This is a genomic window from Labrys neptuniae, assembly GCF_040797145.1.
In the GTDB taxonomy this organism is placed as follows: domain Bacteria; phylum Pseudomonadota; class Alphaproteobacteria; order Rhizobiales; family Labraceae; genus Labrys; species Labrys neptuniae.
On sequence record NZ_JBFNQD010000005.1, the window covers coordinates 1 to 25,621 of the forward strand.

General features: G+C 63.5%; 23 protein-coding genes and 1 pseudogene. 2 read left to right on the plus strand and 22 right to left on the minus strand.

What is annotated here, in order from left to right:
- The 8 genes and pseudogenes from ABXS05_RS16015 to ABXS05_RS16050 all read right to left on the minus strand — a co-directional run.
- Positions 1–194, minus strand: a pseudogene (locus ABXS05_RS16015) (IS110 family transposase); the annotation flags it as partial.
- 257 nt (positions 195–451) lie between these two features.
- A complete protein-coding gene (locus ABXS05_RS16020) occupies positions 452–2,056 on the minus strand; it encodes a GMC family oxidoreductase (RefSeq protein ID WP_367624609.1) in 1,605 nt (534 codons plus the stop codon).
- The gene (locus tag ABXS05_RS16025; protein ID WP_367624610.1) at positions 2,056–3,555 is read right to left on the minus strand and encodes an aldehyde dehydrogenase family protein; all 1,500 of its coding nucleotides are present in this window, start codon (positions 3,553–3,555) and stop codon (positions 2,056–2,058) included. The genes ABXS05_RS16020 and ABXS05_RS16025 overlap by 1 nt, the downstream gene beginning before the upstream one ends.
- A 78-nt stretch (positions 3,556–3,633) precedes the next feature.
- Positions 3,634–4,668: a zinc-dependent alcohol dehydrogenase gene (locus ABXS05_RS16030; protein ID WP_367624611.1), complete on the minus strand. Its 1,035-nt coding sequence runs from the start codon at positions 4,666–4,668 to the stop codon at positions 3,634–3,636.
- Positions 4,669–4,684: 16 nt separating this feature from the next.
- Entirely contained in the window at positions 4,685–5,626 is a 942-nt protein-coding gene (locus ABXS05_RS16035) for an ABC transporter permease (RefSeq protein ID WP_149249472.1), read from the minus strand.
- Positions 5,627–5,637: 11 nt separating this feature from the next.
- Positions 5,638–7,143 (minus strand): sugar ABC transporter ATP-binding protein, encoded by a 1,506-nt coding sequence (locus ABXS05_RS16040; protein WP_367624612.1) that lies wholly within the window; start codon positions 7,141–7,143, stop codon positions 5,638–5,640.
- A 7-nt stretch (positions 7,144–7,150) separates the two neighbouring features.
- Positions 7,151–8,116, minus strand: coding sequence for an ABC transporter permease (locus ABXS05_RS16045; protein ID WP_149249470.1), 966 nt, complete (start codon positions 8,114–8,116; stop codon positions 7,151–7,153).
- 186 nt (positions 8,117–8,302) lie between these two features.
- Positions 8,303–9,415: a sugar ABC transporter substrate-binding protein gene (locus ABXS05_RS16050; protein WP_367624613.1), complete on the minus strand. Its 1,113-nt coding sequence runs from the start codon at positions 9,413–9,415 to the stop codon at positions 8,303–8,305.
- 307 nt (positions 9,416–9,722) lie between these two features.
- On the opposite strand from ABXS05_RS16050, the gene ABXS05_RS16055 reads away from it, so the two are divergent.
- The gene (locus ABXS05_RS16055; RefSeq protein ID WP_367624614.1) at positions 9,723–10,364 is read left to right on the plus strand and encodes a TetR/AcrR family transcriptional regulator; all 642 of its coding nucleotides are present in this window, start codon (positions 9,723–9,725) and stop codon (positions 10,362–10,364) included.
- A 68-nt stretch (positions 10,365–10,432) separates the two neighbouring features.
- Here ABXS05_RS16055 and ABXS05_RS16060 read toward each other — a convergent pair whose 3' ends face one another.
- From ABXS05_RS16060 to ABXS05_RS16105, 10 genes are all read right to left on the minus strand, one after another.
- On the minus strand, positions 10,433–11,515 hold the full coding sequence (locus ABXS05_RS16060) for an ABC transporter ATP-binding protein (RefSeq protein ID WP_367624615.1): 1,083 nt from the start codon (positions 11,513–11,515) through the stop codon (positions 10,433–10,435).
- Positions 11,512–12,312 carry an ABC transporter permease gene (locus tag ABXS05_RS16065; RefSeq protein WP_311936513.1) on the minus strand — a complete coding sequence of 267 codons (801 nt, stop codon included), beginning with the start codon at positions 12,310–12,312 and terminating at the stop codon, positions 11,512–11,514. Before ABXS05_RS16065 ends, ABXS05_RS16060 begins: the two co-directional genes overlap by 4 nt.
- Position 12,313: 1 nt before the next feature.
- Positions 12,314–13,186, minus strand: coding sequence for an ABC transporter permease (locus ABXS05_RS16070; protein ID WP_367624616.1), 873 nt, complete (start codon positions 13,184–13,186; stop codon positions 12,314–12,316).
- A 165-nt stretch (positions 13,187–13,351) separates the two neighbouring features.
- Positions 13,352–14,362, minus strand: a complete 1,011-nt coding sequence (locus tag ABXS05_RS16075; protein ID WP_367624617.1) for an ABC transporter substrate-binding protein — start codon at positions 14,360–14,362, stop codon at positions 13,352–13,354.
- 18 nt (positions 14,363–14,380) lie between these two features.
- Positions 14,381–14,731, minus strand: coding sequence for an NIPSNAP family protein (locus tag ABXS05_RS16080; RefSeq protein ID WP_311936521.1), 351 nt, complete (start codon positions 14,729–14,731; stop codon positions 14,381–14,383).
- A gap of 4 nt (positions 14,732–14,735) precedes the next feature.
- Positions 14,736–16,199: an aldehyde dehydrogenase gene (locus ABXS05_RS16085; RefSeq protein WP_367624618.1), complete on the minus strand. Its 1,464-nt coding sequence runs from the start codon at positions 16,197–16,199 to the stop codon at positions 14,736–14,738.
- Positions 16,200–16,203: 4 nt separating this feature from the next.
- Positions 16,204–17,241: an LLM class flavin-dependent oxidoreductase gene (locus tag ABXS05_RS16090; RefSeq protein WP_367624619.1), complete on the minus strand. Its 1,038-nt coding sequence runs from the start codon at positions 17,239–17,241 to the stop codon at positions 16,204–16,206.
- Entirely contained in the window at positions 17,238–18,173 is a 936-nt protein-coding gene (locus ABXS05_RS16095) for a flavin reductase (RefSeq protein WP_311936530.1), read from the minus strand. Before ABXS05_RS16095 ends, ABXS05_RS16090 begins: the two co-directional genes overlap by 4 nt.
- The gene (locus ABXS05_RS16100; protein ID WP_311936533.1) at positions 18,170–19,015 is read right to left on the minus strand and encodes an alpha/beta fold hydrolase; all 846 of its coding nucleotides are present in this window, start codon (positions 19,013–19,015) and stop codon (positions 18,170–18,172) included. Before ABXS05_RS16100 ends, ABXS05_RS16095 begins: the two co-directional genes overlap by 4 nt.
- A gap of 16 nt (positions 19,016–19,031) precedes the next feature.
- Positions 19,032–19,634, minus strand: coding sequence for an amino acid synthesis family protein (locus ABXS05_RS16105; RefSeq protein ID WP_367624620.1), 603 nt, complete (start codon positions 19,632–19,634; stop codon positions 19,032–19,034).
- Positions 19,635–19,729: 95 nt separating this feature from the next.
- On the opposite strand from ABXS05_RS16105, the gene ABXS05_RS16110 reads away from it, so the two are divergent.
- Positions 19,730–20,428, plus strand: coding sequence for a GntR family transcriptional regulator (locus ABXS05_RS16110; RefSeq protein WP_311936539.1), 699 nt, complete (start codon positions 19,730–19,732; stop codon positions 20,426–20,428).
- A gap of 107 nt (positions 20,429–20,535) precedes the next feature.
- Here ABXS05_RS16110 and ABXS05_RS16115 read toward each other — a convergent pair whose 3' ends face one another.
- The 4 genes from ABXS05_RS16115 to ABXS05_RS16130 all read right to left on the minus strand — a co-directional run bounded on the left by ABXS05_RS16115 (position 20,536) and on the right by ABXS05_RS16130 (position 25,612).
- On the minus strand, positions 20,536–22,500 hold the full coding sequence (locus ABXS05_RS16115) for a glycoside hydrolase family 127 protein (RefSeq protein WP_367624621.1): 1,965 nt from the start codon (positions 22,498–22,500) through the stop codon (positions 20,536–20,538).
- Positions 22,501–22,524: 24 nt separating this feature from the next.
- Positions 22,525–23,385 (minus strand): carbohydrate ABC transporter permease, encoded by an 861-nt coding sequence (locus ABXS05_RS16120; RefSeq protein ID WP_367624622.1) that lies wholly within the window; start codon positions 23,383–23,385, stop codon positions 22,525–22,527.
- Positions 23,382–24,263: a carbohydrate ABC transporter permease gene (locus tag ABXS05_RS16125; protein WP_367624880.1), complete on the minus strand. Its 882-nt coding sequence runs from the start codon at positions 24,261–24,263 to the stop codon at positions 23,382–23,384. The genes ABXS05_RS16120 and ABXS05_RS16125 overlap by 4 nt, the downstream gene beginning before the upstream one ends.
- A 104-nt stretch (positions 24,264–24,367) precedes the next feature.
- A complete protein-coding gene (locus tag ABXS05_RS16130; protein ID WP_437178674.1) occupies positions 24,368–25,612 on the minus strand; it encodes an ABC transporter substrate-binding protein in 1,245 nt (414 codons plus the stop codon).
- Between the last annotated feature and the right edge of the window lie 9 nt (positions 25,613–25,621).

Sequence of the window (25,621 nt, forward strand, 5' to 3'; positions counted from 1 at the left end):
CGTAGCGACCCATCATAAGACCCGGTCGCCTCGAAGACGATGAGCTTGATCGGATCGGCTTGCAGCAGCTCGAAGGTTGAGATGATCGCCTGCGCCGTGTTGTCGATGCGTTCGACATGCTGAGTGGTGGCATTGAAAATGTCGAGATGGTGCTTGGAGACATCGATCCCGATGAAGCCAGGGTGTATGATCATCGCGCCTATCCCTGTGCTACGAGGTCCGGTGGTGCGGCCTCGATCAACTGTTCAGATTGGGTACTCGAACGCGGGCGAGGACCAAGCCAGGAAACGGTCTTCAACGACCCAGGATCGCACGGTCTCTCGCCCGCACCCATCCTGACACAGTCTAACTACACAGGGACCGCCGGCATCTCTGCCTGCTTTTGGAAGCGTTAGCCAGACCGCGGGAAAAGCAGGCAAAGATGCCTGCGATCCGAGAAAAACCGCTCTCTCTACATATTCCCGCGGATCAGGTCCGTAGCCTTCTCGCCGACCATGATCGCGGCGGCATTGGTGTTCGAGCCGATCAGGCTCGGAAAGGTCGAGCTGTCGCAGATGCGGATCCGCTCGAGGCCCCGCACCCGCAGTTGGGGATCGACCACGGCCATCGCATCGATGCCCATCTTACAGGTGCCGCTGGGGTGATAGGAAGTCCTGCCGTAGCGGCGCGCATAGTCCGCAAACTGGGCGTTGGTTCTGACGTCGTCTTCCGGCAGATGCAGCCGCTTGATGAACTTCTGCAGGGAAGGCCTGGCGAAGATCTCCCGGCTGATCCTCACCCCCTCGGCGGACACGCGGACATCGTCCGGCTCCGCCAGGAAATTCGGGTCGACGATCGGATTGACGGCAGGATCGGAGGAAGCCAGCCGGACCGATCCGCGGCTTTTCGGGCGAAGCGTGTAGGAGTTCAGCGTGATGCCCGATCCGGAGGGAACCGTGGGCACGCCCGCTTCGGCGCCCGCGCCGGCCAGGAAATGGAATTGCAGGTCCGGTATCGCGGCATCGGCATCGGCATCGCCATACCAGAAGGCGCCGCCCTCGACGACATTGGAGGTGACCGGCCCGGACTTGAAGAGCAGGTATTGGAGCCCCGCCCATAGCATCCAATGCCATTTGTTGTACTTGTCGAGGCTGGTCGGCCCCTTCAGTTCCGCCACGATGTCGACGCCGAAATGGTCGTTGAGATTCTCGCCCACGCCGGGCAAATCCTCGACCACCTCGATCCCCAATTTCCTAAGATGATCAGCAGGCCCGACCCCCGAAAGCATCATGATCTTGGGCGATCCGATCGCCCCGGAGGTGACGAGGACCTCGCTCTCCGCTCTCGCGATGACGAGCTGGCCATTCCTGACGAATTCGACGCCGATGGCGCGCCCCTTCGCGAACAGGATGCGCCGGACGAGGCAGCCAGTCTCGACGGTGAGATTGGACCGCTTCGCTGCCGGCCTGAGATAGCCAACGGCCGCCGAGCAGCGCCGCCCGTTGCGGATGGTCGTCTGGTAGATCCCCGCGCCTTCCTGTGCCCTGCCATTGAAGTCCGGATTATAGGGCATGCCGAACTCCTGGCAGGCCTGGACGAAGGCGCGCGACATCGGCTGCGGGTCGGGCAGGTTCGAGACCCCCAGTGGCCCGTCCGCCCCATGCATGTCGCCGGACAGAATGGTGTTGCCTTCGGAGCGGATGAAATAAGGCAGCACCTCCTTGAAGGACCAGCCGGCCGCCCCCTCCTCGCTCGCCCAGCGGTCGAAATCGGCGGCGTGGCCCCGTGTGTAGATCTCCGCATTGATCGAGGAGCCGCCCCCGATCACCTTGGCCTGGGCATAGGGGATCTCCCGGTCGCAGGCATGGCGCTGCGGCGCCGTCTTGAGGCCCCATGTCAGCGGCCCCGCCGTCATCTTGGCGAAGCCGACCGGCATGTGGATGTAGGGGTTGGTGTCGCGGCCGCCGGCCTCCAGCAACAGCACGCGCACGGCCGGGTTCTCGCTGAGGCGCGCGGCAAGCACGCAGCCCGCCGACCCGCCGCCGACGATCACATAATCGTAGCCATCTTCCTTCATCAGCGCACCCAAGGCTCGCGCTTGCCAATCTCGATATGGACGGACTTGATCTGGGTATACTCCTCGATGCCGTAGGAGCCAGCCTCGCGTCCCCAGCCCGACTGATTGAAGCCGCCGAGCGGAAGCTCCGGGCCGCCGGCCAGCGTGGTGTTGACCCAGAAGCGGCCGGCACGAACGCGGCGGGTCACGTTCAAGGCCTTGTCGATGTTCTTGGTCCACACGCTCGCGGCCAGGCCGTAGACGGTGTCATTGGCCATGGCGATCGCTTCGTCCTCGCTGTCGAAGGGCATGACCGCAAGCACGGGGCCGAAAATCTCGTCGCGGGCGATCGCCATCGAGCCGGTGACGTCCCCGAACAGAGTGGGCGCGATATACTGGCCGCGACCGAAGTCGAGCGCTTCCCCGCCGCAGACCAGCCGCGCGCCCTCCTCCTTGCCCTTGGCGATATAACCCAGAATGGTCTCGTTCTGGGCCGTGGTGGTGATGGCGCCGATCTGCGTGCTCGGATCGAGCGGATCGCCGACCTTGACCTTGGCCAGCTTGGCGGCGACCAGCTTCTCGAACTCCGCCGCCACCGAGCGTTCGACGATCAGGCGGCTGCCGCTCACGCAGCACTGGCCGGTGTTGAAGCCGATACCGAACGCCACGCCATCGGCAGCATCCTCCAAATCCGCGTCCGCGAAGACGATCTGCGGATTCTTGCCCCCGAGTTCCAGACCGAGCTTCTTGAAATTGCCGCCGGCTGCCTCGACGCAGCGCCGACCCACGGACGTCGAACCGGTGAAGGACACCATGTCGATATCCAGATGTTCGGTCATGGCCTGGCCGATCACGCTGCCCGAACCGGTGACGACATTGTAGCAACCGTCGGGCAGCCCCGCTTCCGACAGGATCTCTGCCAGCATGAGGGTGGTGGCCGACGTCACCTCGGAGGGCTTTGCGACGATGGTGCAGCCGGCCGCAAGGATGTAGGGCACCCTTTCGCAGAGGATCAGGAAGGGGAAGTTCCACGGCGTGATCAGGCCGACCACGCCGATCGGCTCCCGTGTGACCAGGCCGAACATGCCGTCGCCCAGATTGTTGAAGGCATCGCCATGCAGCGTCCTGGCGAGGCCGGCGGCATATTCGAACATGCCGGCGCAGCCATCCACTTCCGCCCGCGCCTGGCTGATGGGCTTGCCGTTCTCCAGGGTTTCCCAATAGGCGAGTTCCGCGGCACGGCTGCGCAGGATCTGGGCGGCACGCAGGAGCACGTTCGCCCGCTCCACGGCCGGGATCCTCGACCAGCGCCCGTCCTCGAAAGCGCGCCGCGCTGCCTTGACGGCAAGGTCCAGGTCTTCTTTGGTGCACTTCGGAATGCGCGTCACCGGCACGTCATGTCCCGGGCTGCGGCGCTCGAAATAGGCCCGGTCTCCCGCCTCCATCCGCTTGCCATCGACAAAAAAGCCGAACGTCCTGGGACTGTCGGGAAGCGCCTGTCTACCGACGACCTGGTCCATGTCCTGAATCCTTTTATTCTAAGAGCAATTGTGTCAACGCGCTCGGGGCGCACGTCATTCCGTTGCCTTGGCGGGCCGTCACGCCGTCGTGTCGATCTGCGTTTTCAGGACGGCCGGCCGGCCCTGGATGGTTTCGAAGGCCGATTGAATCGCGCTCAGCGGCACGACCGAGCCGATGAAGGCGTCTACCTGGAAGCGCCCGTGTTTGAGCAGCGTCAGGGCATCGTGCATGTCCTGGCCGATGCCGGCTACCGAGCCCTTGACCGAGTTTTCCCGCAGCACCGTTTCGAGCAAGGGAAGCGGCACGCTGTCATCAGGGCTGGTGATGCCGAAGGCGGCAACATGGCCTCCGGGGCGGATGAGCCTGAAAGCCTCGGCGTAGAGTGCGGGGGCGCCGACGCTTTCGATCACCACGTCCGCTCCCCGCCCTTCCGTCGCCTCGGCGACGAGCCTGCGAGCGTCCTTGGGGTCGGTGATGACGAGATCGGCGCCGGCCTTCTTCGCGAGTTCCGCACGAGGTTGCGAGGGTTCCACCACGATGATCGGCGCGGCGCCGACGAGGCGCATCATCTGGATGTGGAGATTGCCGATCGGCCCGGCGCCGAGCACGACGACCGACATGCCGAAACCGATGGCGGATTTGCGCGCGGCCCGGACGACACAGGCGACCGGCTCCGTCAGGGCAAGCAGCTCGGGCTTGGCTTCGCCGGGCGCAGGGATGACCAGGCGCGCCGGAACCGCGACGAACTCGGCAAAGCCACCATCGCGATGGATGCCGATCTGGCTGACCGCCTGGCAGTTGAGGACCTCGCCGCGGCGGCAGAAGAAGCAATGTCCGCAGCCGACATTGACGTCCGCGACGACACGCTGCCCGACCTGCAAGCCCTGAACCCTGTCGCCGACGCGGCTCACCGTGCCGGTGAACTCATGCCCCGGGATGAAAGGCAGGGTGTCGGCGGCATAGTGACCGCTGAAGATATGGATGTCGGTGCCGCAGATGCCGCAGCGATCCACCCTGATGAGAGCGTCATCAGGGCCGATCCGGGGGATGGGCACCTCCCGGACTTCGAACCTCCCGGGGTGGGTGAGCACTGCGGCTCGCATCATGTCCATGTCGCCAATCCCTCGTTTATTTCACGATCCGCATCTTCGAGCGGTCGATGGTGAGGGCGATCGCAACGATCAGCACGATGCCGAAGAAGATCTGCTGGCCGGTCGCGGGGATGTTGAGATAGAGCATGCTCGCGCGTACGACCGCGACGATCATCGCGCCGATGAGCGTGTTGACGACACCGCCGACGCCGCCCGTGAGCGGGGTGCCGCCGACCAGCACCGCGACGATGGCCGGCAGGAGGAAGCCCTCGGCCAGGGTCGGCGAGCCACCCGAGAGCTTGACCGAGAACATCAGCCCCGCGATCGCCGCGAACAGGCCGGAAAGGGCAAAGGCCAGGACCTTGTAGCGCTCGACCCGGATGCCCGATGCCACGGCCGCAAGTTCGCCGGCGCCCACGGCCTTCAGCGTGCGCCCGGCGGTCGTCCGGCTTTGAATGAACCATGCGATCGCAAGCAGCCCCAGGGACACGACCAGTTCGTGGGGTATCCCGGCGGTTCTGCCGAACATCCATCCGAACGCCTGGTCCCTGGCTGCCACATCCATGTGCAGAGCGCGCTGGCCCGACGCGAACTGACCGACCGAAAGGGCCAGGCCGCCGACCGCCAAAGTGGCGATGAAGGAGGGCACCTTGAGCCTCGTCGTCACCAACCCGGAGACGGCGCCGAACAGCAGGCCGACCAGCGCGATCAGGAGGGCGCTGAAGACGCCGAGATAGGGCAGCGACAAGGTGGCGAGCACCGTCGTCATGTTCGCTACCGATTGGGCCGAAAGATCGATGCCGCCGATATAGATGGCGAGCGTCATGCCGAGCGCCATGATGAACAGCGGCGCAATGTCGGCGCCGAGTTCCATCAGGTTCTGCGGCCTGAGGAAGGTGGGGTCCATGATGCCGACAAGCAGGATCAGCACGAGAAGCGTGATCCAGGGGAAATGGCGCTTGAGCTGGTGGAGATTCATCACCCTGGCGCTCACGTCATGTGATGAAGCAGGTCGTAAAGGGAGGGCTTTGCGCCTGGCTGACAATTGAACCATTTTTGGATCTCGCCATCCTTGACAACGGCTATGGTGTGGCTGAGGCCGATGGCCTCTTCGAGCGTGTCGGCGATGAGCACGATGCCCACCCCATCGGCCGACATCTCCCGGATCATTTCGTAGACGTCCTCCTTGGCACCGATGTCGAGGCCGCGCGTGGGATGGTCGAGGAGGATGATGTTCGAGCCGCCGCTGCGCCATTTGGCGAGCACGACCTTCTGCTGGTTGCCGCCCGAGAGGTTTCCGCAATCGGCGTTCTCCGAGGAGGCCTTGATCGACAGGCGCTTGATCCAGTCGCGCGCGAGCTTGCGCTCGGAGCCGATGTCGAGAACGCCGGCCCTGGCATAGTTCCTGAGCTGCGAGAGCGTCATGTTTTCGAAGACGTTCATGCCGCCGACGATGCCTTCGATCTTGCGCTCCCTGGGGACATAGCCGATGCCGCGGGCGACACCCTGCGAAGGACCGAAGTCGTTCACCGGACTGCCATGGAACGCCAAGGTGCCCGATTGCATGCGCTCCAGGCCGAAGATCGTGCGCAGGATCGCCTCGCTGCCGCACCCTTCGACCCCGACGAGCGCCAGCACTTCGCCGGCATGCAGTTTGACGGAAATGTCCTTGTAGTGGCCGGGCAGGCTGATCCGGTCCGCCTGCAACAGCAGCTTCTGGACATCGTAGGGGCGCTGCTTTTCTTCGCGGTAATATTCCTGGTTGATGTCGCGCCCGACCATCCGCTGCTGGATGGCTTCGGCCTTGGCCTCGGCGCCTTTGACGACATCGACCACCGCACCATCCTTGAGCACATAGATGCGGTCGGACAGTTCGATGACCTCGTCGAGGCGATGCGAGACGAAGATGAAGGAGGCGCGCTTGCGCAGGTCGCGCACCAGGCCGAACAGCAGCCCGATCTCCTCCTTCGAAAGTACCGATGTCGGCTCATCGAGGAGGATCACGAGATGGCCATGCACGCGCTCCTCGAGCGTCAGCACCTTCGCCAATTCGACGAGCTGACGCTGGGCAAAGGAGAGCTTGGCGGTGACCGTCCTGGGGTCGATCTGCAGCTTGACCTTCTTGAGCTGTTCGCCGGCCGCCTTGGCCATGCGCTTCCAGTCGATCTTGCCGAAGCGGGCGAACTGCTTCTCGAAGCCGAGGAAGATGTTCTCCATCACGCTCAGATTGGGAATGAGCGACTGTTCCTGGAAGACCATGCCGACGCCGCGATCCATCGCTTCACGCGGGTTCTGGAAGCGGACGGCCTTGCCGTCGACGAGCACCTCGCCGCCGTCATGCTGGACGGCGCCATAGATCACCTTCATCAGCGTCGACTTGCCGGCGCCGTTCTCGCCGACAAGCCCGATGATCTCGCCGCGGTCGATCTGGAAATTGATGCCCTTCAGGGCATGGACGCCGGGGAAGCGTTTTTCGACGTTTCGAAGTTCGAACATGGCGCGCCTATTTCACGAAGGCCAGCGATCGACGATCGGTGGACAGATAGACTGCTGTGATGACCAGAAGGCCGAGGACGCCGTCCTGGACGTAGCTCGGCAGGCCGACCACCACCATGCCATTGCCGATGACGTTGACGATCAGCACGCCGACCAGCGTGTTCCAGACACCGCCGGCGCCGCCCCAGAGCGCCGTGCCGCCGACGACGACCGAGGTGATCGAGACGAACATGAAGTTACGGCCAGTCACGGTCTCGGCGATGCCGATCTGGGCCACGGCGAGAATGGCGCCGAGGGCATAGAAGACGCCGGCGATCATGAAGCAGATGACCCGTACCCTGGAGACATTGAGGCCCGAGGCATGGGCCAGGTCCTCGCCGCCGCCGACGGCGTAGAAATTCCGGCCGATGGTCGTCTGTGTCTGGATGAACCAGCCGGCGATGACCGCCGCGAGCGCCACATAGGCCATCAGCGGAAAGCCGCCGAGACGGTAGGTGAGCAGCGAGCGAAAGAGCGGATCCTCGACCAGGATGCGGTCACCGCCCGTGATCAGCAGCGAAAGCCCGATGCCGACGAAGCCCATCGAAAGGCTGGCCATGAAGGAGGGAATCTTGAGGCGGACATGGACCAGGCCGGTCACCGCGCCGAAGATCGCTCCGACCGCCATGGCGCCCGGGATCGCCAGCCAGCCCCAACCGGCCAGGGAACCACCCAAGGCTCCGAACAGCGTCGCGAAAAGCACCGCGCAGACCGCGACCGAGCCTTCCATCGACAGGTCGATCGAGCCCATCAGGATGACGAATGTCACGCCCACCGCGACCATCAGCGCCGGCGTCGACGAGATCGCGATGCGCGCAAAATTGCGCACCGACAGGAAGTTGGGATTGACGACCGAGAAGAACAACACCAGCGCCAGGAGCACCAGGACGGGCGCCCATTTCTGAATATTGTCCTTGGTGAGCAGGCTATCCATGTCGCGCTCTTGCGTCAGAGGGAACGGGATGCAGGCGCACGCCCTTTCCCATGGCGTTTTGCGATTTGGTGGAATCACCAGGAAACGCAAAGACGCGTCGAAACAGGGAACCAGAGCAAACAAGCGTTCACGCTTGAACGCGCTTTGCTCTGGAGGGCAGCGTGCGACCGATGCGGAAGGAAGGGATCAGGACTTGTACTGGATCTGTCCCTTGCTCGGGCCCCAGAAGTCCTTCCAGTCATATTTGGGATTGCTGTCGAGATATTTCGCCTTGAATTCCTGGGCGTCCTTGGGCGTGACCAGGATCGTCGGCCCGTAGAACTCGCGATGTTCCTTGGGTTCGCTCGAGGGCTTGAAGGCCCCTGTCGCCGCGTAATAGGCAAGCGCCGCGCTGATACCGCCACCCCAATAAGGGTTGGTAAAGACAGTCGCCAGGATCTGGCCCTTGGCGACGAGTTCGACAGCCTGCTGGTTGCCGTCATAGGAGACGACGGGCATTCCCTCGATACCCTCGGCGCGCAGTGCCTCGAGCACGCCATAGGCGATCGTGTCATTGGCGCAGTGAACACCCTTGATCTCGTCGCCATAGCGCGTGATGAAGCCGGCCATGACCTGGTTGGCCTTCTGGGTATCCCAATCGGCCGGCTGCGCGTCGAGCAGTTGCACGTCGGGATAGTCCTTGAGGGCCTTCTTGAGTCCGTTGAGGCGCTCGATGGCAGGATTGTTGGAGGCGATCCCGCCCAGGTGAACCACGCCACCCTTCTTGCCCATGGCGTCCATGAGGATGCGGGCCGTCTGCTCGGCCGGTCCCTCATCCGACCAGGTCATGTGGGAGACGTAATGGTCGCCGAAGTCCCAGGGATGCAGATCGTCGGTCTTGTTCCAGATGGTGGAGACATAAGCGCCGGCGGCGGCGACGGCCTCCACCACGGGACGGCAGTTCGGTGCATCGTTCGCATCGATCGCCAGCGCGACGTTACTGCCATTCTTGCCGAGCAGCGCCTTGACGTCCGCCAGCGACTTTTCGCTGGAGCCTTCGTTGATGAGATTAACCAGGGCGGTCTTGGGCAGCCCCAGGCTCTCGACGAAGGCTTCGCCGCCCGAGACGATGTAGTTCCAGTAGGGATTGGTCCTGTCGCGATAGCTCCAGGCTATCGTCGGATTGGTTGTCGCCGCTCGTGCGGGCCCCGATCCCAGCGCGCCGAGCGCCGCCAGGCCTCCCAGGCCATAGGCCGATGCCAGCAGCAGATTGCGGCGATTGACCGTCTCCTGCTCGATGAATTTCTTGATGAACGACATGCCTTCCTCCCCTGCGGACCCGTGCATCGCACCGCGTTTTTGAGCGTCACCGGACGCTGCCGCATTTTCGATATTGCACTATCTAGTTACTTCGTTATCGATGGCGTGTCAACGCCGCTGGATGCACGGAGCTGGCCTCGGATCGTTGCAGCAGGGCAGTGCGGGAAAGTGCATACGGCACTGGCGCCGCGCCAAAGTAACCAGTAAGTTACCAAAATTCTTGAGCGAATCCGGCTAGCAGCGGACAAAGTGCAACTGGAAAGAGATCACGGACGGCAGCGCGTCAGGCAACGCCAATGAGGTAGGAATGCTCACCAAGTCCCCCAAGCGCCCTCGGATCAGAGACGCGGAAGCCACCCAGGCAAGAATCCTGGCCGCAGCAAAGAAGGAATTTGCGAAGAACGGACTTGGCGGCGCGAGGGTCGATATCATTGCCGAACGCGCCAAGGCCAACAAGCGCATGATCTATCACTACTTCAACAGCAAGGAAGATCTGTTTCAGCGCGTTCTGGAAGACGCCTATTCCGACATACGAACGGCCGAGCAAAAACTCGACCTGGAGCGCCTCCCACCCAAGGAAGCGCTTGAACGTCTGGTGCGCTTTACCTGGACCTATTACCTGAAGAACCCAGAATTCTTGACGCTCGTCAACAGCGCCAATCTCCACAAGGCGAAGCACATCAAGAAATCCGAGGTCGTTCGCCAGGTGAGCACGCGCTTTGTCGACATGGTCGGGAACCTGCTCGACCGCGGCGTCGAGACCGGCGAATTCCGATCGGGCATCGACCCTGTACAGCTGAATATAACGATCGCGGCAATCGGATATTACTATTTTACGAACCGCTATACCGGGTCGATCGTCTTTCAGCGCGACCTTATGACCCCCGAAGCACTGGAAGAACGGATCCGTTTCAATGTCGATACCATCATGCGACTTGTAGAAGCCTGACGCATGAACGGGTCAACGCGAACCGAGCTGTCGCGGGCAGGGATGAATCGCATCGTCCTTGCCGAAAATCAGCGGCTGTCGCCGAAGACGTGAGCCGCCTCTGCATCGAACCGCAGCCATACCGCATCGCCGCGGCTGAGGCCGGCAATAGCCTCGTGGCCGAACGGCAGCCTTACGGACAGTTCGTGTCCCTTGCCTGTCCTCGTCACCACATGAATGTTGTTGCCCAAAAAGGTGATGTCGCTGACTGTGACGGGCACCCCCTTGTCCGGCGACGCTTTCGACAAGAACAAGCGTTCCGGCCGCAGCATGACCGAAGCCTTGCTGCCGGAGGCCGAGCCGTGCATGGGCACATCGGGCACCGTCATCGTGTCGCAGATCGAGATGCTGGCACGGCCGGGGGCTGACGAGAGAATCTCGCAGGGCAGGAAATTGCTGTCGCCGATGAATTCGGCCACGAAACGCGTCGCCGGATTGGCATAGAGTTCCGGCCCGGTTCCGATCTGGTCGATCACCCCCTTGGAGAAGACCGCGATGCGATCGGACAGGCGCAGCGCCTCTTCCTGGTCGTGCGTCACATAGAGGATGGTCACACCTGTCTGCTGATGGATGCGGCGGATCTCGTACTGGATCTCCTCGCGAAGCTTCTTGTCGAGCGCGGACAAGGGCTCGTCCATCAACAGCACCGGAGGGTCATAGGCCAACGCCCTGGCGAGAGCCACGCGCTGCTGCTGGCCGCCCGACATGTTGGCCGGCTTGCGGTCCTCATACCCCTCCAGCCGGACGAGCCGCAGCATCTGCCTGACCTTGGCATCGACCTCGGCCTTGGGCTTGCGCCGGACCCTGAGGGGAAAGGCGATGTTCTCGCCGACGGACAGATGCGGAAACAAGGTATAACGCTGGAAAACCATGCCGATATTGCGCTGGTGCGAGGGGGTGGACAGCAAGGTCGCCCCGTTCAGCTTGATATCGCCCGCCGTCGGATTGTCGAAGCCGGCCAGGATATAGAGCGTCGTGCTCTTGCCCGAACCGGAGGGGCCGAGAAAGGTCAGGAATTCGCCTTTCTCGACATCGAGGTTGACGTTCTGGACTGCGACGACAGTGCCGTATTCCTTGCGGATGCCTTGGATTTGCAGGAAGGGCTGCGTCATGATTTCAATCCTTTACGCACGAGAGCGACCAGCGTCATCAGGACCAGGGTCAGCAGGATCAACAGCGTCGAGGCTGCTGCAACCACCGGCGTCAGATCCTGGCGCAAGGTCGCCCAGACCTTGACCGGCAAGGTCTGCAGGGTGGGGCTTGCCATGAAGATCGCCACCACCACCTCGTCCCACGAGGTCAGGAAGGAGAAGATCGCGGCGGAAAACAGGCCGTGGCTGATCGAGGGCAGCGTGATCCTGATCTTGGCCTCGAGCGGCGATGCCCCGCACAGCACGGCCGCATCCTCGATCGACTTGTCGAAGCCCTCGAGGGCGCTGCTGATCGAGAGGATGGAGAAGGGCAGCGCCAGGACCAGATGGGAGGCGACGAATCCGGTCATGGTGCCGTTCAGCCCGATCTTCAGGAAGAAGGCATAGAGGCCGACGGCCAGCACCACCACCGGCAGGATCATCGGCGTCAGGAACAGGGCCTTCAGCCCTTCGCGGAACCAGAACCGGCCGCGCACCAGGCCGAAGGAGGTGACGAGCCCCAGCAGGACGGAAAGCACCGTCACGATCGCCGCGATCTTGAAGCTGGTCCAGGCCGACTGCAGCCAGCGCGGATCGGCGAACAGATCCGAATACCATTTCAGCGTCCAGCCCGGCGGCGGGAAGATCAGCCATTGCGACGAGCCGAATGACAGGGCCGCGATGAACAGGATCGGCAGCAGCAGGAAGGCAGCGGTCAGGGCCGTGATGGCGAGCAGGACGAATTTCCACCAGCCCAGGCGTTCGAAGTTCAGCAGCATGCTAGCGCCCTCCCAGGCTATGGTAGCGGAAGAAGCGCAGCTGCACGGCGTAAAGCGAGAGCGTGACGACGAGGAGGACCAGCGCTGCGGCGCCCCCCATGCCCCAATTGACCAGGGACTGCACGAACTGGGCGATGAGTTCGGCCAGCATCATGTTGGCGGTACCGCCGAGCAAGGCCGGGGTGACGAAATAGCCGAGCGACATCACGAAGACCATGAGCGCGCCGGCGACCATGCCCGGCACCGCCAGAGGCAGGAGAATGCGCGTCAGCGATTGCCAGCGCGTGGCGCCGCACAGGGCAGCGGCCTGGAGGATCGCCGGATCGATCTTCCGGATCACCCCATAGAGCGGCAGCACGATGAAAGGCAGCATGATGTAGACCATGCCGATCGTCACGCCGACGAGATTGTTGACCAGCGCCAGCGGCTTGTCGATCAGCCCGATGCTCATGAGCAGCTTGTTGATCACGCCGGTGCGCTGCAGCAGCACCATCCAGGCATAGGTACGGGCGAGCAGGTTCGTCCACATCGACAGCAAGAGGATCGCAAAGACGATGGCGGCGAGCTTCCTGGGCATGATCGCCAGCGCCCAGGCGACGGGAAAGCCGATGGCCAGCGAAACCACCGTCACCACCGCCGACACCAGGAAAGTGTTGAAGAAGATCCGCAGATAGGTGGAGGAACCCAGCAGTTCGGCATAATTGCCGAAGCCCGGCACGGGTTCCAGGACGCTTCGCAGCAGCAGCAGGGCCACCGGCACGACGAAGAAGAGGGCGACGAAGGCTAGGGCCGGCATGATCCAGGCCAGGCCCGTCGGCCTGGTCGGGCGCGAAACAGGCTGTACCGCGGCGCCGGCTATTATCTGCTGGGACATGGCAATCCTTTCCGCATGGGACATATCGGGAAGCCCGAACAGTCCGTCGTTCCGGCTCCCGTCCGGGCCATCCTTGCATCATTCGATGTTGCTGCCGGGCAGGAACGGGTGGGAGGGAGCACTCCCTCCCCTTGCACGCTGCTCCGCTTTACTTTGCCTGCCAGTTTACTTTGCCTGCCAGGCGTACCAGCGTTCGCCGATCGCATCGCGGTTGGCAGCCCAATAGGTCATGTCGGCGTTGACCTGGCTCGCCTTCTGCTGATCGGGCAGGGTCTTGACCGTCTCCGCATCCATGAGCTTGGCGGAACCTAGGTTGATCGGCGCATAGCCCGTCGTAGCAGCCATGTCCGCCTGGGCCTGGGCCGAGGTGGCGAAGGCGATGAACTGCATGGCGGCATCCTTGTTCTTCGTGCCCTTGGGCACGACGAGCGAGTCCGCCGCCGTGATGTTCTGTTCCCAGGATGTCTCGACCTTGACGCCGGTCTTGGCGAGCGCCGTCATACGGCCATTCCAGACGCTGCCGAACGGGGCTTCCGCCGAAGCGATCAACTGCTGCGACTGCGCCCCGCCCGACCACCAGATGATGTCGGCCTTGATGGTGTCGAGCTTCTTGAAGGCGCGGTCGAGATCCAGCGGGTAGAGCTTGTCCGCCGGCACGCCGTCAGCCAGCAACGCGGCTTCGATCACGCCGGGCGCCGACCATTTGTAGAAGGTCCGCTTGCCCGGGAATTTGGCGGTGTCGAACAGATCCGCCCAGGTCTTCGGGCAGGCCGCCACCGCATCGGCGTTACAGCCGATCACGAAGGAATAATAGAAGCTGCCGACCGAATAGTCGGTCACGAAGCGCGGATCGAGCTTGGATTTGTCGATGACGCCGAAGTCGAGCTTTTCCAGAAGGCCTTTAGGGCCGGCCTGCGCGGCGTAGTCACCTTCCACGTCGACCACGTCCCAGGTGACATTGCCGGCCTCGACCATGGCCTTGATCTTGCCGTAGTCTGTCGGCCCATCCTGTACGACATTGACGCCGGCCTTCGCCGTGAACTTGTCCGCCCATGCTTCCTTCTGGGCGTCCTGGGTGGTTCCACCCCAGCTCGAGAAGACCAGGTCCGCTGCGACTGCAGGTGACGCCATGATCAGCAATGCCGCAAAGGCCGCCAGTATCGATGTCGATTTCATGTTCCCACGCTCCGGTTGTCAGGGCTCTTGTCTGGATGTGTCATGTGAACGGTGCCCCTCCGACGGAGAGAAGGCGGCCGGTTTCATGATCTTGTTTTCGGCAGTTTCTATGAGGTCGCGGATCTTCGGCAGGAAGGCCTGCCAGCGCGGATCGGAGGCGAGCGAGGCCCGGCGCCGTTCCCTGTCGTCGAGGCTCGCATAGGCCCAGATATGCATGATTTCGTTGATCGGACCGATCTCCGAGAAGAAGTAGCCGACCAGATGCCCCAGATGCTCCTTCTGGATCGCGATGCCCTCGTCCTCGACGACCTTGAGGTAGGCTGGCACCGTGCCGTTCCTGAGCCTGTATGTGCGGACCTCGTAAAACATGGCGTCACCGCATCACGAAGGGATCGGGGATCGGGTCGTCCGAGGTCCTGAGCCAGACCGTCTTCGTCCGGGTGTAATCAAGCGCCGCGGCGAGGCCGCCCTCGCGGCCATGGCCGGAAAGCCCGAAGCCACCGAAAGGCGCGATCGGCGAGACGGCGCGGTAGGTGTTGACCCAGACGACACCGGCGCGGATGCCCTTCATCAGGCGATGGGCGCGCGTCAGGTTCTGGGTGAACACCCCCGACGCCAAGCCATAGACGGTGTCGTTGGCCAGACGCAGGGCTTCCTCCTCCGTCTCGAAGGAGACGACGGATAGAACCGGCCCGAAGAATTCCTCGGCCAGCGACGGCGAATCCACGCCGTCGCAGTCGAGAATGGTCGGGGGATAGTAGAACCCCTCCCCGACAGGCACCCGGCCGCCGGTGACGACCCTGGCACCCGCTGCGGACGAGCGCTCGACCAGCGCGTCGATATGCTGGCGCTGACGTGCCGTAGCGAGCGGCCCGACCTCGGTCGCCATGTCGAGCGGACTGCCGATGCGCACGGCCTCGGCCTTGCGCTTGAGAAGCGCGAGAAAGCGATCCTTCACGCTTGCCTCGACGATCAGGCGCGAGCCGGCGACGCAGGACTGGCCGGTTGCCGCGAAGATCCCCGCGACCTGGGCATTGGCGGCGCTTTCGAGATCGGCATCGGCGAACACGATGAAGGGCGACTTACCGCCCAGTTCCAGCGAGGTGGAGGCCAGGTTCTCGGCGGAATTGCGCACGACATGGCGCGCCGTCTCCGGTCCTCCGGTGAAGGCCACATGGGCGATCCTGGGATGCCGGCCGAGCGCAGCGCCACAGGAGGGGCCAAAACCGGTGATGATGTTGACGACGCCCGGCGGAAAACCGGCTTCATGCACCAGCCGGGCGAATTCGAGGAGCGGCGCCGGCCCGTCCTCCGAGGCCTTCAGCACCAGGGTGCAGCCGGCGGCGAGCGCAGGACCGAGCTTGACGGCCGACAGGAAGAGCTGGCTGTTCCAGGGCACGACCATGGCGACCACGCCAACCGGCTCCCGGCGCAGCCAGACTTCCATGTCCGGCTTGTCGATCGGCAAATAGGAGCCCTCGATCTTGTCGGCGATGCCGGCATAATAGCGGTAATATTCCGCCACATAGGCGATCTGGGCCGATGTCTCGCGGATGATCTTGCCGGTGTCGCGGGTCTCGAGTTCGGCCAGCCTGGCTGCATTGGCGGCAACGAGATCCGCCAGCTTGTAAAGCAGCTTTCCACGCTGGGTGGCCGTCAGCTTCGACCAGGGGCCGTCATAGAGCGCCTTGTGTGCGCTCTCGACCGCTCTGTCGACGTCAGCCTCACGCGCCTCGGGCATCTGGGCCCAGGCCTTGCCGGTTGCCGGATCCACGCTGTCGAAGGAAGCCTCGCCGTCGCAAAAGGCCCCATCGATGTAGAGCTGGAAGCGCTGCATCGCATCAATCCTTGAAGGCAGGCATGACGTCGGCGATGAAGCGTTCGAGCGAGGCTTTCTTGCGCTCGAAACTCACGCCGGTGTCGATCCAGAACGAATATTCGTCATAGCCCAGCGCCTCGTAGTGCTTGAGGCGGGCAATGACCTCGTCGACCGTGCCAAGCGCGAGATTGGCCCGCATGACCTCCGGCGAGAGCGTGGCATTTGCCGCGATTTCCTCCTCGCTCAGCCGCTGGATCAGCCCCTGATGGATCGGCCGCTCGTTCTTGAACCAGGCGAAGAAGTAGTTGTAGTAGACGCTCAATTCCCGGGTCGCCTGCGCCACGTCGGCCGCATCCGCGCCGACATAGGTGTGAAGCAAGAGCATGATCTTGGGCCTGGGAACCTCGGGCGCCTTCGCGCAGGCCGCCTCGAAACGCTCCATCAGGCTCTCGATCTCCCGATCGCCATTCCAGAGCGGGGTGACCTGCACATTGCAGCCATTGACGACCGCAAACTCATGGCTGTTGGGATCGCGGGCGGCGACCCAGATCGGCACCGGATCCTGCAGCGGCTTGGGCGCGGAGGTCGTGGCCGGGAATTTCCAGAACTCGCCGTCATGGGCGTAGTCCCCTGCCCACACACCCCGGACGGCAGGGATGAGCTCGCGCATGCGCTGGCCGGCCTGCCAGGCATCGAGACCCGGCAGGAGGCGCTCATATTCGAAGGAGTAGGCGCCGCGGGCGATGCCCACGTCCAGACGCCCGTCGCTGATCAGGTCCGCCATCGCGGCTTCGCCGGCCAGCTTGATCGGGTGCCAGAAGGGCGCGATCACCGTACCGGTGCCGAGGCGGACTTTGCTGGTACGCCGCGCCAGGTCGGCGATGGTGACGAAGGGGTTCGGCGCGATGGTGAAGTCCATGCCGTGATGCTCGCCGGTCCAGATGGCGTGCATGCCCCCCTTGTCGGCGATTTCGCACAGCGCCACGAACTCGTCGTAGAGCTGCTTGTGGGACTGGCCGGCATCCAGCCTTTCCATGTGCACGAATAGCGAGAACTTCATGGACGGGGTCCCTTCGTAGAAATGGAATGCACCCTGCCGGCCGTCTCGCTCCCAAAATAGACGCCGAAATTGCCGATGGAGCTTTCCAGGGCAAAGCGCGCGAGAATGTCGGCGGTGGATTGATCCTTGACCTCACCGGCACGGACCGCGTCCGGCCGGATGAACCGACCGACCCTCGGTTCCCCCTCGCCCGCGAAGGCACGGTAGACGATGTGCTGGAAGCCCGAACCCTTGTCCTCATAGACCGAGTAGAGAAAGCCGATGGTGACGGACAGTCCCGTGAGTTCCTCCAGGTAGCGCGCCAGCACATCGGTGGGATTGCCATCACCGCCGCGACAGGCCGGAAGGGTCATCGGGCCCTCGCCGAGCAGCAGCACCTCCCCCTCGCGCTCGAGGACCGCACCGAACTCGATATTGCCCTCGGCCGCCGCCGATACCGCCCTGGCGGAAAGATTGGGCGTGAAATACCCGCCCCGCGCATAACCCAGGCCATTCAGGCCGGAATTGTCGAAGACCAGGACCCGGCCGACCAGGATGACATGGTCCCCGGCATCGACCACCTCATGCATCGCGCATTCGAACCAGGCCGATACGCCGGAAAGGATCGGGCAACCCTGGGCGCCAGGACGCCAATCCACAGCCGCGAAGCGGTCCTCGACCGGCCGCGCGAAAGTGTTGGAAACATCCTTCTGCGTCTCGGACAGGATGTTGATGGCAAAGGCGCCGGCCTCCGTCATCGCCGCATAGTTGCGTGAACTCTTGGCGAGGCAGACGAGCAGGAGGGGCGGATCAAGCGACACGGAGGTGAAGGAATTGGCCGTGAAACCGATCGGCTTGTCCGCCGCATCGCGCGTCGTCACCACGGTCACGCCGGTAGCGAAGGCACCGAAGGCGTCACGAAGGGCTTTGGGATCGAGGTTTGGTGCGCTCATGCCGGCTTCTCCTCTGCCACCAGCCATTCCGCCAGGACGGCGTTGACCGCTTCGGGCGCCGTCAGATTGACCATGTGCCGGTGGCCCTCAATGATGCGAGCCCACCCCTTCGGAGCGGCGGCAGCCATCGCCCGCGCCATCTCCGGCGTGGAATTGGGATCGCCCGATCCGGTCAGGAACAGCGCGGGACAAGCCACCTCGGGCCAGCAGTCGGCATAGGTTTCGTCGCCACCGGCAAAGGCTGTATAGGCAACAGCATACCCCTCCGGATCGACCTGTTCGAGCCAGGCTCGGGTCAGTTCGCGGGCGCGGCGATTGTTCGGCTCGTCGTCGAACCAGCGCGCCAACGGGCCTTCCTTGTCGACGCCCTCCGCGCGGATGGCCTCGGCCCGGGCCAGCACAGCCGCCTTCGCCTGCGGATCCCGCCGGTAGACGCCATTCAGATAGGCGACGCGGGCAACCCGCCCAGGAAAGCTCGCAACGGCGCCACCCGAAATCATCGCGCCCATGGAATGGCCTGCAATGCTGGTGCGCCCCAGGTTCAAATCATCAAGAAACCGGCCGAGCCAGGCGACGAAATCCGTGACGCTGCTTCCCACCGGCAGCCTGTCACTCCCGCCATGTCCCGGCATGTCCACGGCGATGACACGATGCGTCTTCGAGAACCGTTCGATCTGAGGGGCCCAGGCTTCCAGGCGCATGCCGACCCCGTGAATGAGGAGCAGCGCATCGCCCTCACCCGCCTCGAAATAGGCCGCTCCCCGTGCGCTTTTCTGGCGCGGAAACGCCCCGGCGGCTGCCAGGTCGGTATCGCTGGATGGCGTTGCGGGTCCGGTCTGCATGGCAGCGCCCGCCTGCTCAGACGCCGGCCGGATTGGCGACATCCTGCCCGAGATCCTTCAGATCCTGGTAGCGATCGCCGATGCGGTGATGGGGACGCCCGCCAACGGAGGCGCCCAAGGCCACGACGATTTCGTCGGCGGCGGGGGCATCCGCGATCGCAGCCTGGATCGTCAAATAATGGGAACGCCGCCCCTCGTCGTTCTTGTCCATCAGCGGGATCATGATGGGAGCATTGGCCGGGCCACGCGTGTTGCAAAAGGCGAGATAGGATTTGGCGCCGACCGCCTGGCGATAGTGGTTGCCAAAGCGCAGCGTGTGGATCAGGGCCGAGGCATGCTCGATCTCGCCGTCCAGCCCAACGACGGCGGACTTGCCGTAGCCTTCCACCGCCTCGCCGGAGCCGACCGCATCGAGGATCATCCTGGTCAGCAATTCGCCCAGGACAGGCGCGACGGCGTGGATCTCGGGCTTCAGATCGTCGACGAAGCCCCTGCCTGCCCAGGGGTTCTTCACCACGGCGATAGCCGCAAAGAGCTTCAGAGGCCGGGGAGCAGCCTTCCCTCCTTCGATCAACGTCGTCTCGACCTGGAGCAATGTCTTGCGGATCTGGATGGCCATGGAAATATCCTCATACGGTCATTGCATCTTATGGTATACCATAAGATCACGTGTCAATGCCTTGCCCGGATGATTTTTTGCGGCTACACCAAGACATGAGCAAGAACGCCGACAATCTCGCCGCCCTCAGAATCGAGAATCCGCCCGCGACATTGCGTGAAATCGCTCTGGAGAGGATGAGGCGGGCGATCATCAACGGCCTCTTCGAGCCGGAGGAGCGTCTCGTCGAGCGCACCCTGTGCGATCAGCTCGGCGTTTCCCGATCCGTCATTCGCGAGGTCATTCGTCACCTGGAAGCCGAGGGTCTGGTGACGATGCTTCTCAATAAGGGGCCGATCGTGGCGCGGCTCGATTGGGACGATGCCCGCCAGATCTATGCCATCCGGGCCGCGGTTGAATCGACGGCCGTTGCCGACTGTGCCCGCCTTGCCGATGCCGACGTGAAGAGGCGGCTGAGGAAAGCGCTGGACAATCTCGACCGCACGTCGCGGCAACGCTCCCCAGCCGCGATCATCGACGCGACGACCGAGCTCTACAAGATCATCTTCGAGGCTGGCGGCCACAAGATCGCCTGGGACATCGTCAGCCGCCTGAACAGCCGTATCTCCAGACTGCGCGTGATGACGCTGTCGACCGCCAACCGCATGGTCACCGGCCCAGCGCAGATACGCGAGATTTTCGACGCCATCGAGAAGAACGATCCGGACGCCGCAGCAGCAGCCTGTCGGCGGCACATTTCGGCCGCCGCTGCGATTGCCGAGGTGGTTCTGGGCGACATGCAGGCCAGGGCGTAAAGCCGCGCCCCTGGCCGTTCATGACATCCATGGCAGGCGGGGAGCGGCTGCCCAAGGCGGCGATGGGAACGACATGTCACACCGCCCGCCGCTCAGCGCGGCGGCGGCTACTCCCGCAGCCACACCCGCATGTCGCCCGGCTGCCGGTTGTCCCAGGCAAAATAGGGTACAGCCCGCACCATGGCCCGTTCCCTGTCGGGAGGGGTGTTGCGATAAAGGGAATCGCCCCAATCCGAGGTCCGATCGGCAACAGCCTGCGCCGACAGCGTCACCACGCCGCCCAGTAGATCCGGCGCCTCGGTGGCCTCGATCGTAGCGGCCGGCGGCAGGACAAGGCTATGGAGCGGTTCGGAATTGTCGACCTCCTCCACGCAATAGATCACCGGCCCCCTGGCAAGCGCGACCCTGCCGGCATCCTGGCGAACCCTGGGATTGGCGTAGAGGCGCCGCGCCGGCATGTCGAGGTCGAGGCGGATCGTATCCGTCGCCTTCCATTCGCGATCGAGCGTGACATAGCCATCGGCCAGCACCGCCGGGAGATCGACAGTCTCGCCATTGACCGCCAGTTGCGCCCGGGGACACCAGCCGGGAACGCGCAGATGCAGCTTGAAGCGCAGCGGCCGCTCGGTGTCGATCGTCATCGAGACCGCGCCATCCCAGGGATAGCGGCTGGTCTGCGCCAGCACCGCCTTCTGTCCGTTCACCTCGAACCGGACGGTGCTGTCCCCATAGAGATGCACCGCAACCGCGTCCTCGGCCAAGCCATAGGCATAGGTGCCGATCGAGGCGACCATCCGTCCGATATTGGGCGGGCAGCAGGGGCAGCGGTGCCACTTCCAGCGATTGTGCCGGCCACGGCTTTCGAGCGGATTTTCGTAGAAGAAACGCGAGCCGTCGAGCGACAGGCCCGAGATCGAGCCATTGTAGAGCGCCTGCTCCATCACGTCGGCATAGCGTGCATTGGGGCCCACGCCGAGCATCCTGCTTGCCCAGAACACCAGGGCGACCGAGGCGCAGGTCTCGGCATAGGCGGTATCGTTGGGCAGGTCGTAATCGGACGTGAAGCCCTCATTGGCCGCCGATGGGCCGAGCCCGCCGGTGACATAGAGGTTCTTGGTCGTGAGGTCGTCCCACAGGCGCTCCAGCGCGACACGAAGCGAGTCGTCTGCGAATTCCGCGGCGATGTCGGCCATGCCGGCATAAAGATACATCGCCCGGACGGCATGGCCGACGACCTTGTCCTGCTCGCGCACGGGCTTGTGGGACTGGCTATATTCATATGTCTTGAAGTGATAGTCCTTCGGGTCGGCACCACGGGCCCTGGCTTCTTCGTCGAAGTAATGCGGCTGCTGGCCGCGCTGGTCGACGAAATAGCGCGCGAGCTCCAGATATTTGCGCTGGCCCGTCACCCGACCGAGCTTGACCAGGGCAAGCTCGATCTCCTCGTGCCCGCAATAGCCTTTCCGCTTGCCCGGCTCGGTCCCGAACATGTCGGCGATGTGGTCGGCAAACCGGCACATGATGTCGAGAAGCTTGCGCTTGCCGGTGGCCTGGAAATAGGCGACGGCCCCTTCGATGAGATGGCCGGCGCAATAGAGCTCATGACAGTCGCGCAAATTCGTCCAGCGCAATCCCGGCTGGATACGCTGATACCAGCTCGACAGATAACCATCCGCCTGCTGAAGCTTGCCGAACATGTCGATGACCGCGTCGATCTTGCGTTCCAGTTCGTCATTGCGGCGGCGATAGAGCGAATAGGCGGCGGTCTCGATCGTCTTGCCCCAGTCGGAGTCCCAGAACATCTGGGTCGTCACCGTGGCGCCGGTGAACTCGTTGCCGGTTGGCGACATCGAATGGAATGGAATGACCACGCCCGGCGACGGGACGTCGGGATCGATCTGCTCGAGCATGCGGGCCTCGACGCAGCGATCGTAGAGGATGTCGGCCGTGCGCGAGGCAACCGCGTCGATGCGGTCGCCCCAGAACCCGGCGATCTCGACTTGCGCCACCGAGGGTGGGCGAAAGGTCGTGTTGGCGGGCGCGTTGGATGGTGCGGCACTAAAACCAGGCATGAACGGATCTCCAGGTGATGTCGGCTACTTCACCGCGCCGGCCGTGAGCCCGCGGATGTAGTAGCGTTGCAAGAGCAGGAAGAGCAGGAGGCAGGGGATCATCATCACGGTGACGCCGGCCTGCACCGCTCCCCAGTCGATGGCGCCGAAGCGGCCCGACTGCAGGGCCGTCATCATGACCGGCAGGGTGAACTTGCTCTGGTCCGTCATCAGCACCAGGGCGGCAAGGAATTCGTTCCAGGCACCGAGAAAAGCGAATAGCGCGATCGTCACGATCCCCGGCCAGACCAGGGGCAGCATGACGCGGATCAGCAGGCTGACGTCGTTGGCCCCGTCCATGCGGGCGGCTTCCTCGATCTCTCGCGGCACTGCATCGAAGGCGTTGCGCATCATGAAGATGGAGAAGGGCAGTTGCAGCGTCACATAGACCCCGACCAGGCCCGTCAATGTGTTGTGCAGGCCGAGCTTGGTCAGGATCAGGAAGATCGGCGTCAGGATCGACTGGAACGGGATCATGATGGTCGACAGGATCATCATGAACAGCAGGTTCTTGAACGGGAAGCGGAAGCGGGAAAAGCCGTATCCGGCGAAAACGCTGATCAATACCGACAGCAGCACCGTCATGCCGGTGACATAGATACTGTTCAGGGCCGGCTGGGCCAGGCCGTTGCCGAAGCCATTCAATGCCGCATAGTTCTCCAGCGACAGGCCGCTGCTCGGCCAGGGCGGCAAGGGCGGCTGGCGCGCCTCCATCGGTGACTTGAGGCTGGAGAGGACCGTCCAGACGATCGGCGCGGCGAACACCACCGCAATGAACACGCCGATCGCATGGGTCCCCAGAAAGGAGACGGGGGATCCTCGTTCGGTTGCGCCAGCCGTCTTCATTCCACGCCCTCCGGCTGGCGGAGGATTCGCAATTGGATCAGGCTCAAGACGATCAGGACGATTAGCAGCACCATCGAAAGGGCAGCGCCGTAGCCGAGCTTGAAGGAAACGAAGGACTGGTTGAAGATCCAGTAGACGGCAGTGAGGGTCTGGTTGTTCGGGCCGCCCCGAAGGATGATGTAGAACTGGTCGAAGGCCAGCACCGATCCCGATACCGAGAGGATCAGCGCAAGCGCCAACGTGCGCCGCATCAGGGGCAGCGTGATCAGGCGAAACCGGGCCAGGGCCCCTGCCCCGTCGATCTTGGCCGCTTCGTGCAGTTCGCCGGGTATGGACTGCAGGCCGGTCATCAGGATGACCATGGTGAAGCCGGCGACCTTCCACACCACCATGGCGATGATCGACCAGAACGCCGGCTGGAAACTGGCGAGAAGATTGATCTTCTTCTGCGTCAAGCCGAGGTCGAACAGAGCCGGGCTGAAGAGGCCGGAATCGACGTTGAGCAACCAGGACCACAACAGGCTGGCGGAAGCGAAGCCGACGACCACCGGCATGAAGAAGAAGGTGCGGTAGACGCCGACGCCCGGCCGCGGCCTTTCGATGAACAGGGCCAGCGGAAAGGCGACGGCGAAGATCGCCACCGTCACGATGCCGGTGTAGTAGGCGGTAAAGCCGAGGGCCGACCAGAAGCGCGTGTCATGGGCGATCGCCAGATAGTTGGCGATGCCGATGAAACGCGGCACTCCCATCAAGGGCCAGTTGTGCAGCGACATCCAGGCCGTCATGCACAGCGGCATGATGAAGAACACGCTCACCAGGGCGATCGCCGGCGCGATGTAGACCAGCCCCATGAGATTGCCCGAACTGCGGCGGCGCATTCGCGTCCGCGCGCGCGGCAAGGCTGCCGAGACACTCATCGTCCACTCCTGTCGATGCGAGGCCATCGAGCCGCCTCTGCCGAGGCGGCGGCAATTACCGGGCGTTATTGCGGGGCGGTGTCGATAATGGACTGCATGGTCTTCTGGGCGGTGGTGATGGCCGCCTCGACGTCATCGCCATAGAGGGCCTCCCCGATCAGCTGGTTCCACGGGCCATTGGCCGAGTTGATGATGTCGTTGAAAACCGTGCTGTAGGGTGTGCGGCCCTTGGCCATGGCTTCTGCCGCGATCTGGTAGCGCGGATCGAGATCCTTGAGGGCCTGCTTGGCAATATCGCTGCGCACCGGCAGGCTGCCATATTTGGCCAGCAGGGTCTGCCCCTCCAGGGAATAGGCAAATTCGAGGAACTGCTTCACCACCGCGACCTTGGGTGTCCCCTTGGTGACGACGAAATTGTCTCCGCCCGCGAAGGATGACCAGCCGCCATCCTTGCCGGGCAGGAAGGTGATGCCATAGTCGATATCGGGATATTGCGTGTTCAACGCTCCGATGGCGAAGGCGCCCGAGGGGCTGATGCCGATATTGCCGGCGGCGAAGGCGGCGAAGAAATTGGCGCCGGTATCGCTTTGGGCACCGGCCGGCACCAGGTCCTTCTTGATCATGGAACGATAGAAATCGATGGCGGCGCGCAGTTGCGGTCCCTCCAGGGTCGCCTTCGTGCCGTCGTCGGAAAGAATGTCGCCGCCCGAGGCCCATACCAGTGGGGTCAGGGTGAAAATATTGCAGCCCGGGCAGTTGCCGGAAAAGTAATAGCCCTTGATGTTCCCGCCGAGCGCGTTGATCCTTTCGGCATCCGCCTCGATTTCGGCCCAGTTGGCCGGGCCCTTTTCGGGATCCAGCCCCGCCTTCTTGAACAGCTTCTTGTTCCAGATAAGTACGGAACTATCGGCCGAGAATGGCAGGCCATAGATCCGGCCGTGATAGGTGCCCGTCTTCACGTGGGCCGGCGACAGCGCGGCGAAATAGGGCAGCGACTTGGCCCAATCGGTAATGTCTTCCAACTGCCCCGAGGCGGCGAAAGCCGGCGTATAGATCAGGTCGAGCGACAAGGCGTCGGGCGCGGTACCACCCGCCGCGGCAGCCCCGTATTTGGTGATGATCTCCGCATTGGGAATGATGTCGAGCTTGATCTGGTTGTCGTGGCTCTTGTTGAACGCCTCGACCACTTTCGGCATGAAGTTGGAGGCGTCGGCGCGGACCCAGATGGTCGCGGTCTCGGCGCTCCATGCCGGCAGCCCGATCGCCGCCGTGGCGATCAAAGTCGCCAAGCCTATCATCAGCTTTCTCATTGTCTCCTC

Coding starts and splice junctions, on each gene's coding strand:
- ABXS05_RS16110 (WP_311936539.1), top strand. CDS start 19,730: ATGAGCAAGAACGCCGACAATCTCGCCGCCCTCAGAATCGAGAATCCG.
- ABXS05_RS16030 (WP_367624611.1), bottom strand. CDS start 4,668: ATGGACATGATGCGAGCCGCAGTGCTCACCCACCCCGGGAGGTTCGAA.
- ABXS05_RS16100 (WP_311936533.1), bottom strand. CDS start 19,015: ATGCAGACCGGACCCGCAACGCCATCCAGCGATACCGACCTGGCAGCC.
- ABXS05_RS16040 (WP_367624612.1), bottom strand. CDS start 7,143: ATGTTCGAACTTCGAAACGTCGAAAAACGCTTCCCCGGCGTCCATGCC.
- ABXS05_RS16020 (WP_367624609.1), bottom strand. CDS start 2,056: ATGAAGGAAGATGGCTACGATTATGTGATCGTCGGCGGCGGGTCGGCG.
- ABXS05_RS16050 (WP_367624613.1), bottom strand. CDS start 9,415: ATGTCGTTCATCAAGAAATTCATCGAGCAGGAGACGGTCAATCGCCGC.
- ABXS05_RS16055 (WP_367624614.1), top strand. CDS start 9,723: ATGCTCACCAAGTCCCCCAAGCGCCCTCGGATCAGAGACGCGGAAGCC.
- ABXS05_RS16090 (WP_367624619.1), bottom strand. CDS start 17,241: ATGAAGTTCTCGCTATTCGTGCACATGGAAAGGCTGGATGCCGGCCAG.
- ABXS05_RS16085 (WP_367624618.1), bottom strand. CDS start 16,199: ATGCAGCGCTTCCAGCTCTACATCGATGGGGCCTTTTGCGACGGCGAG.
- ABXS05_RS16105 (WP_367624620.1), bottom strand. CDS start 19,634: ATGGCCATCCAGATCCGCAAGACATTGCTCCAGGTCGAGACGACGTTG.
- ABXS05_RS16095 (WP_311936530.1), bottom strand. CDS start 18,173: ATGAGCGCACCAAACCTCGATCCCAAAGCCCTTCGTGACGCCTTCGGT.
- ABXS05_RS16115 (WP_367624621.1), bottom strand. CDS start 22,500: ATGCCTGGTTTTAGTGCCGCACCATCCAACGCGCCCGCCAACACGACC.
- ABXS05_RS16070 (WP_367624616.1), bottom strand. CDS start 13,186: ATGTCCCAGCAGATAATAGCCGGCGCCGCGGTACAGCCTGTTTCGCGC.
- ABXS05_RS16125 (WP_367624880.1), bottom strand. CDS start 24,263: ATGCGCCGCCGCAGTTCGGGCAATCTCATGGGGCTGGTCTACATCGCG.
- ABXS05_RS16075 (WP_367624617.1), bottom strand. CDS start 14,362: ATGAAATCGACATCGATACTGGCGGCCTTTGCGGCATTGCTGATCATG.
- ABXS05_RS16130 (WP_437178674.1), bottom strand. CDS start 25,612: ATGAGAAAGCTGATGATAGGCTTGGCGACTTTGATCGCCACGGCGGCG.
- ABXS05_RS16060 (WP_367624615.1), bottom strand. CDS start 11,515: ATGACGCAGCCCTTCCTGCAAATCCAAGGCATCCGCAAGGAATACGGC.
- ABXS05_RS16045 (WP_149249470.1), bottom strand. CDS start 8,116: ATGGATAGCCTGCTCACCAAGGACAATATTCAGAAATGGGCGCCCGTC.
- ABXS05_RS16025 (WP_367624610.1), bottom strand. CDS start 3,555: ATGGACCAGGTCGTCGGTAGACAGGCGCTTCCCGACAGTCCCAGGACG.
- ABXS05_RS16065 (WP_311936513.1), bottom strand. CDS start 12,312: ATGCTGCTGAACTTCGAACGCCTGGGCTGGTGGAAATTCGTCCTGCTC.
- ABXS05_RS16035 (WP_149249472.1), bottom strand. CDS start 5,626: ATGAATCTCCACCAGCTCAAGCGCCATTTCCCCTGGATCACGCTTCTC.
- ABXS05_RS16080 (WP_311936521.1), bottom strand. CDS start 14,731: ATGTTTTACGAGGTCCGCACATACAGGCTCAGGAACGGCACGGTGCCA.
- ABXS05_RS16120 (WP_367624622.1), bottom strand. CDS start 23,385: ATGAAGACGGCTGGCGCAACCGAACGAGGATCCCCCGTCTCCTTTCTG.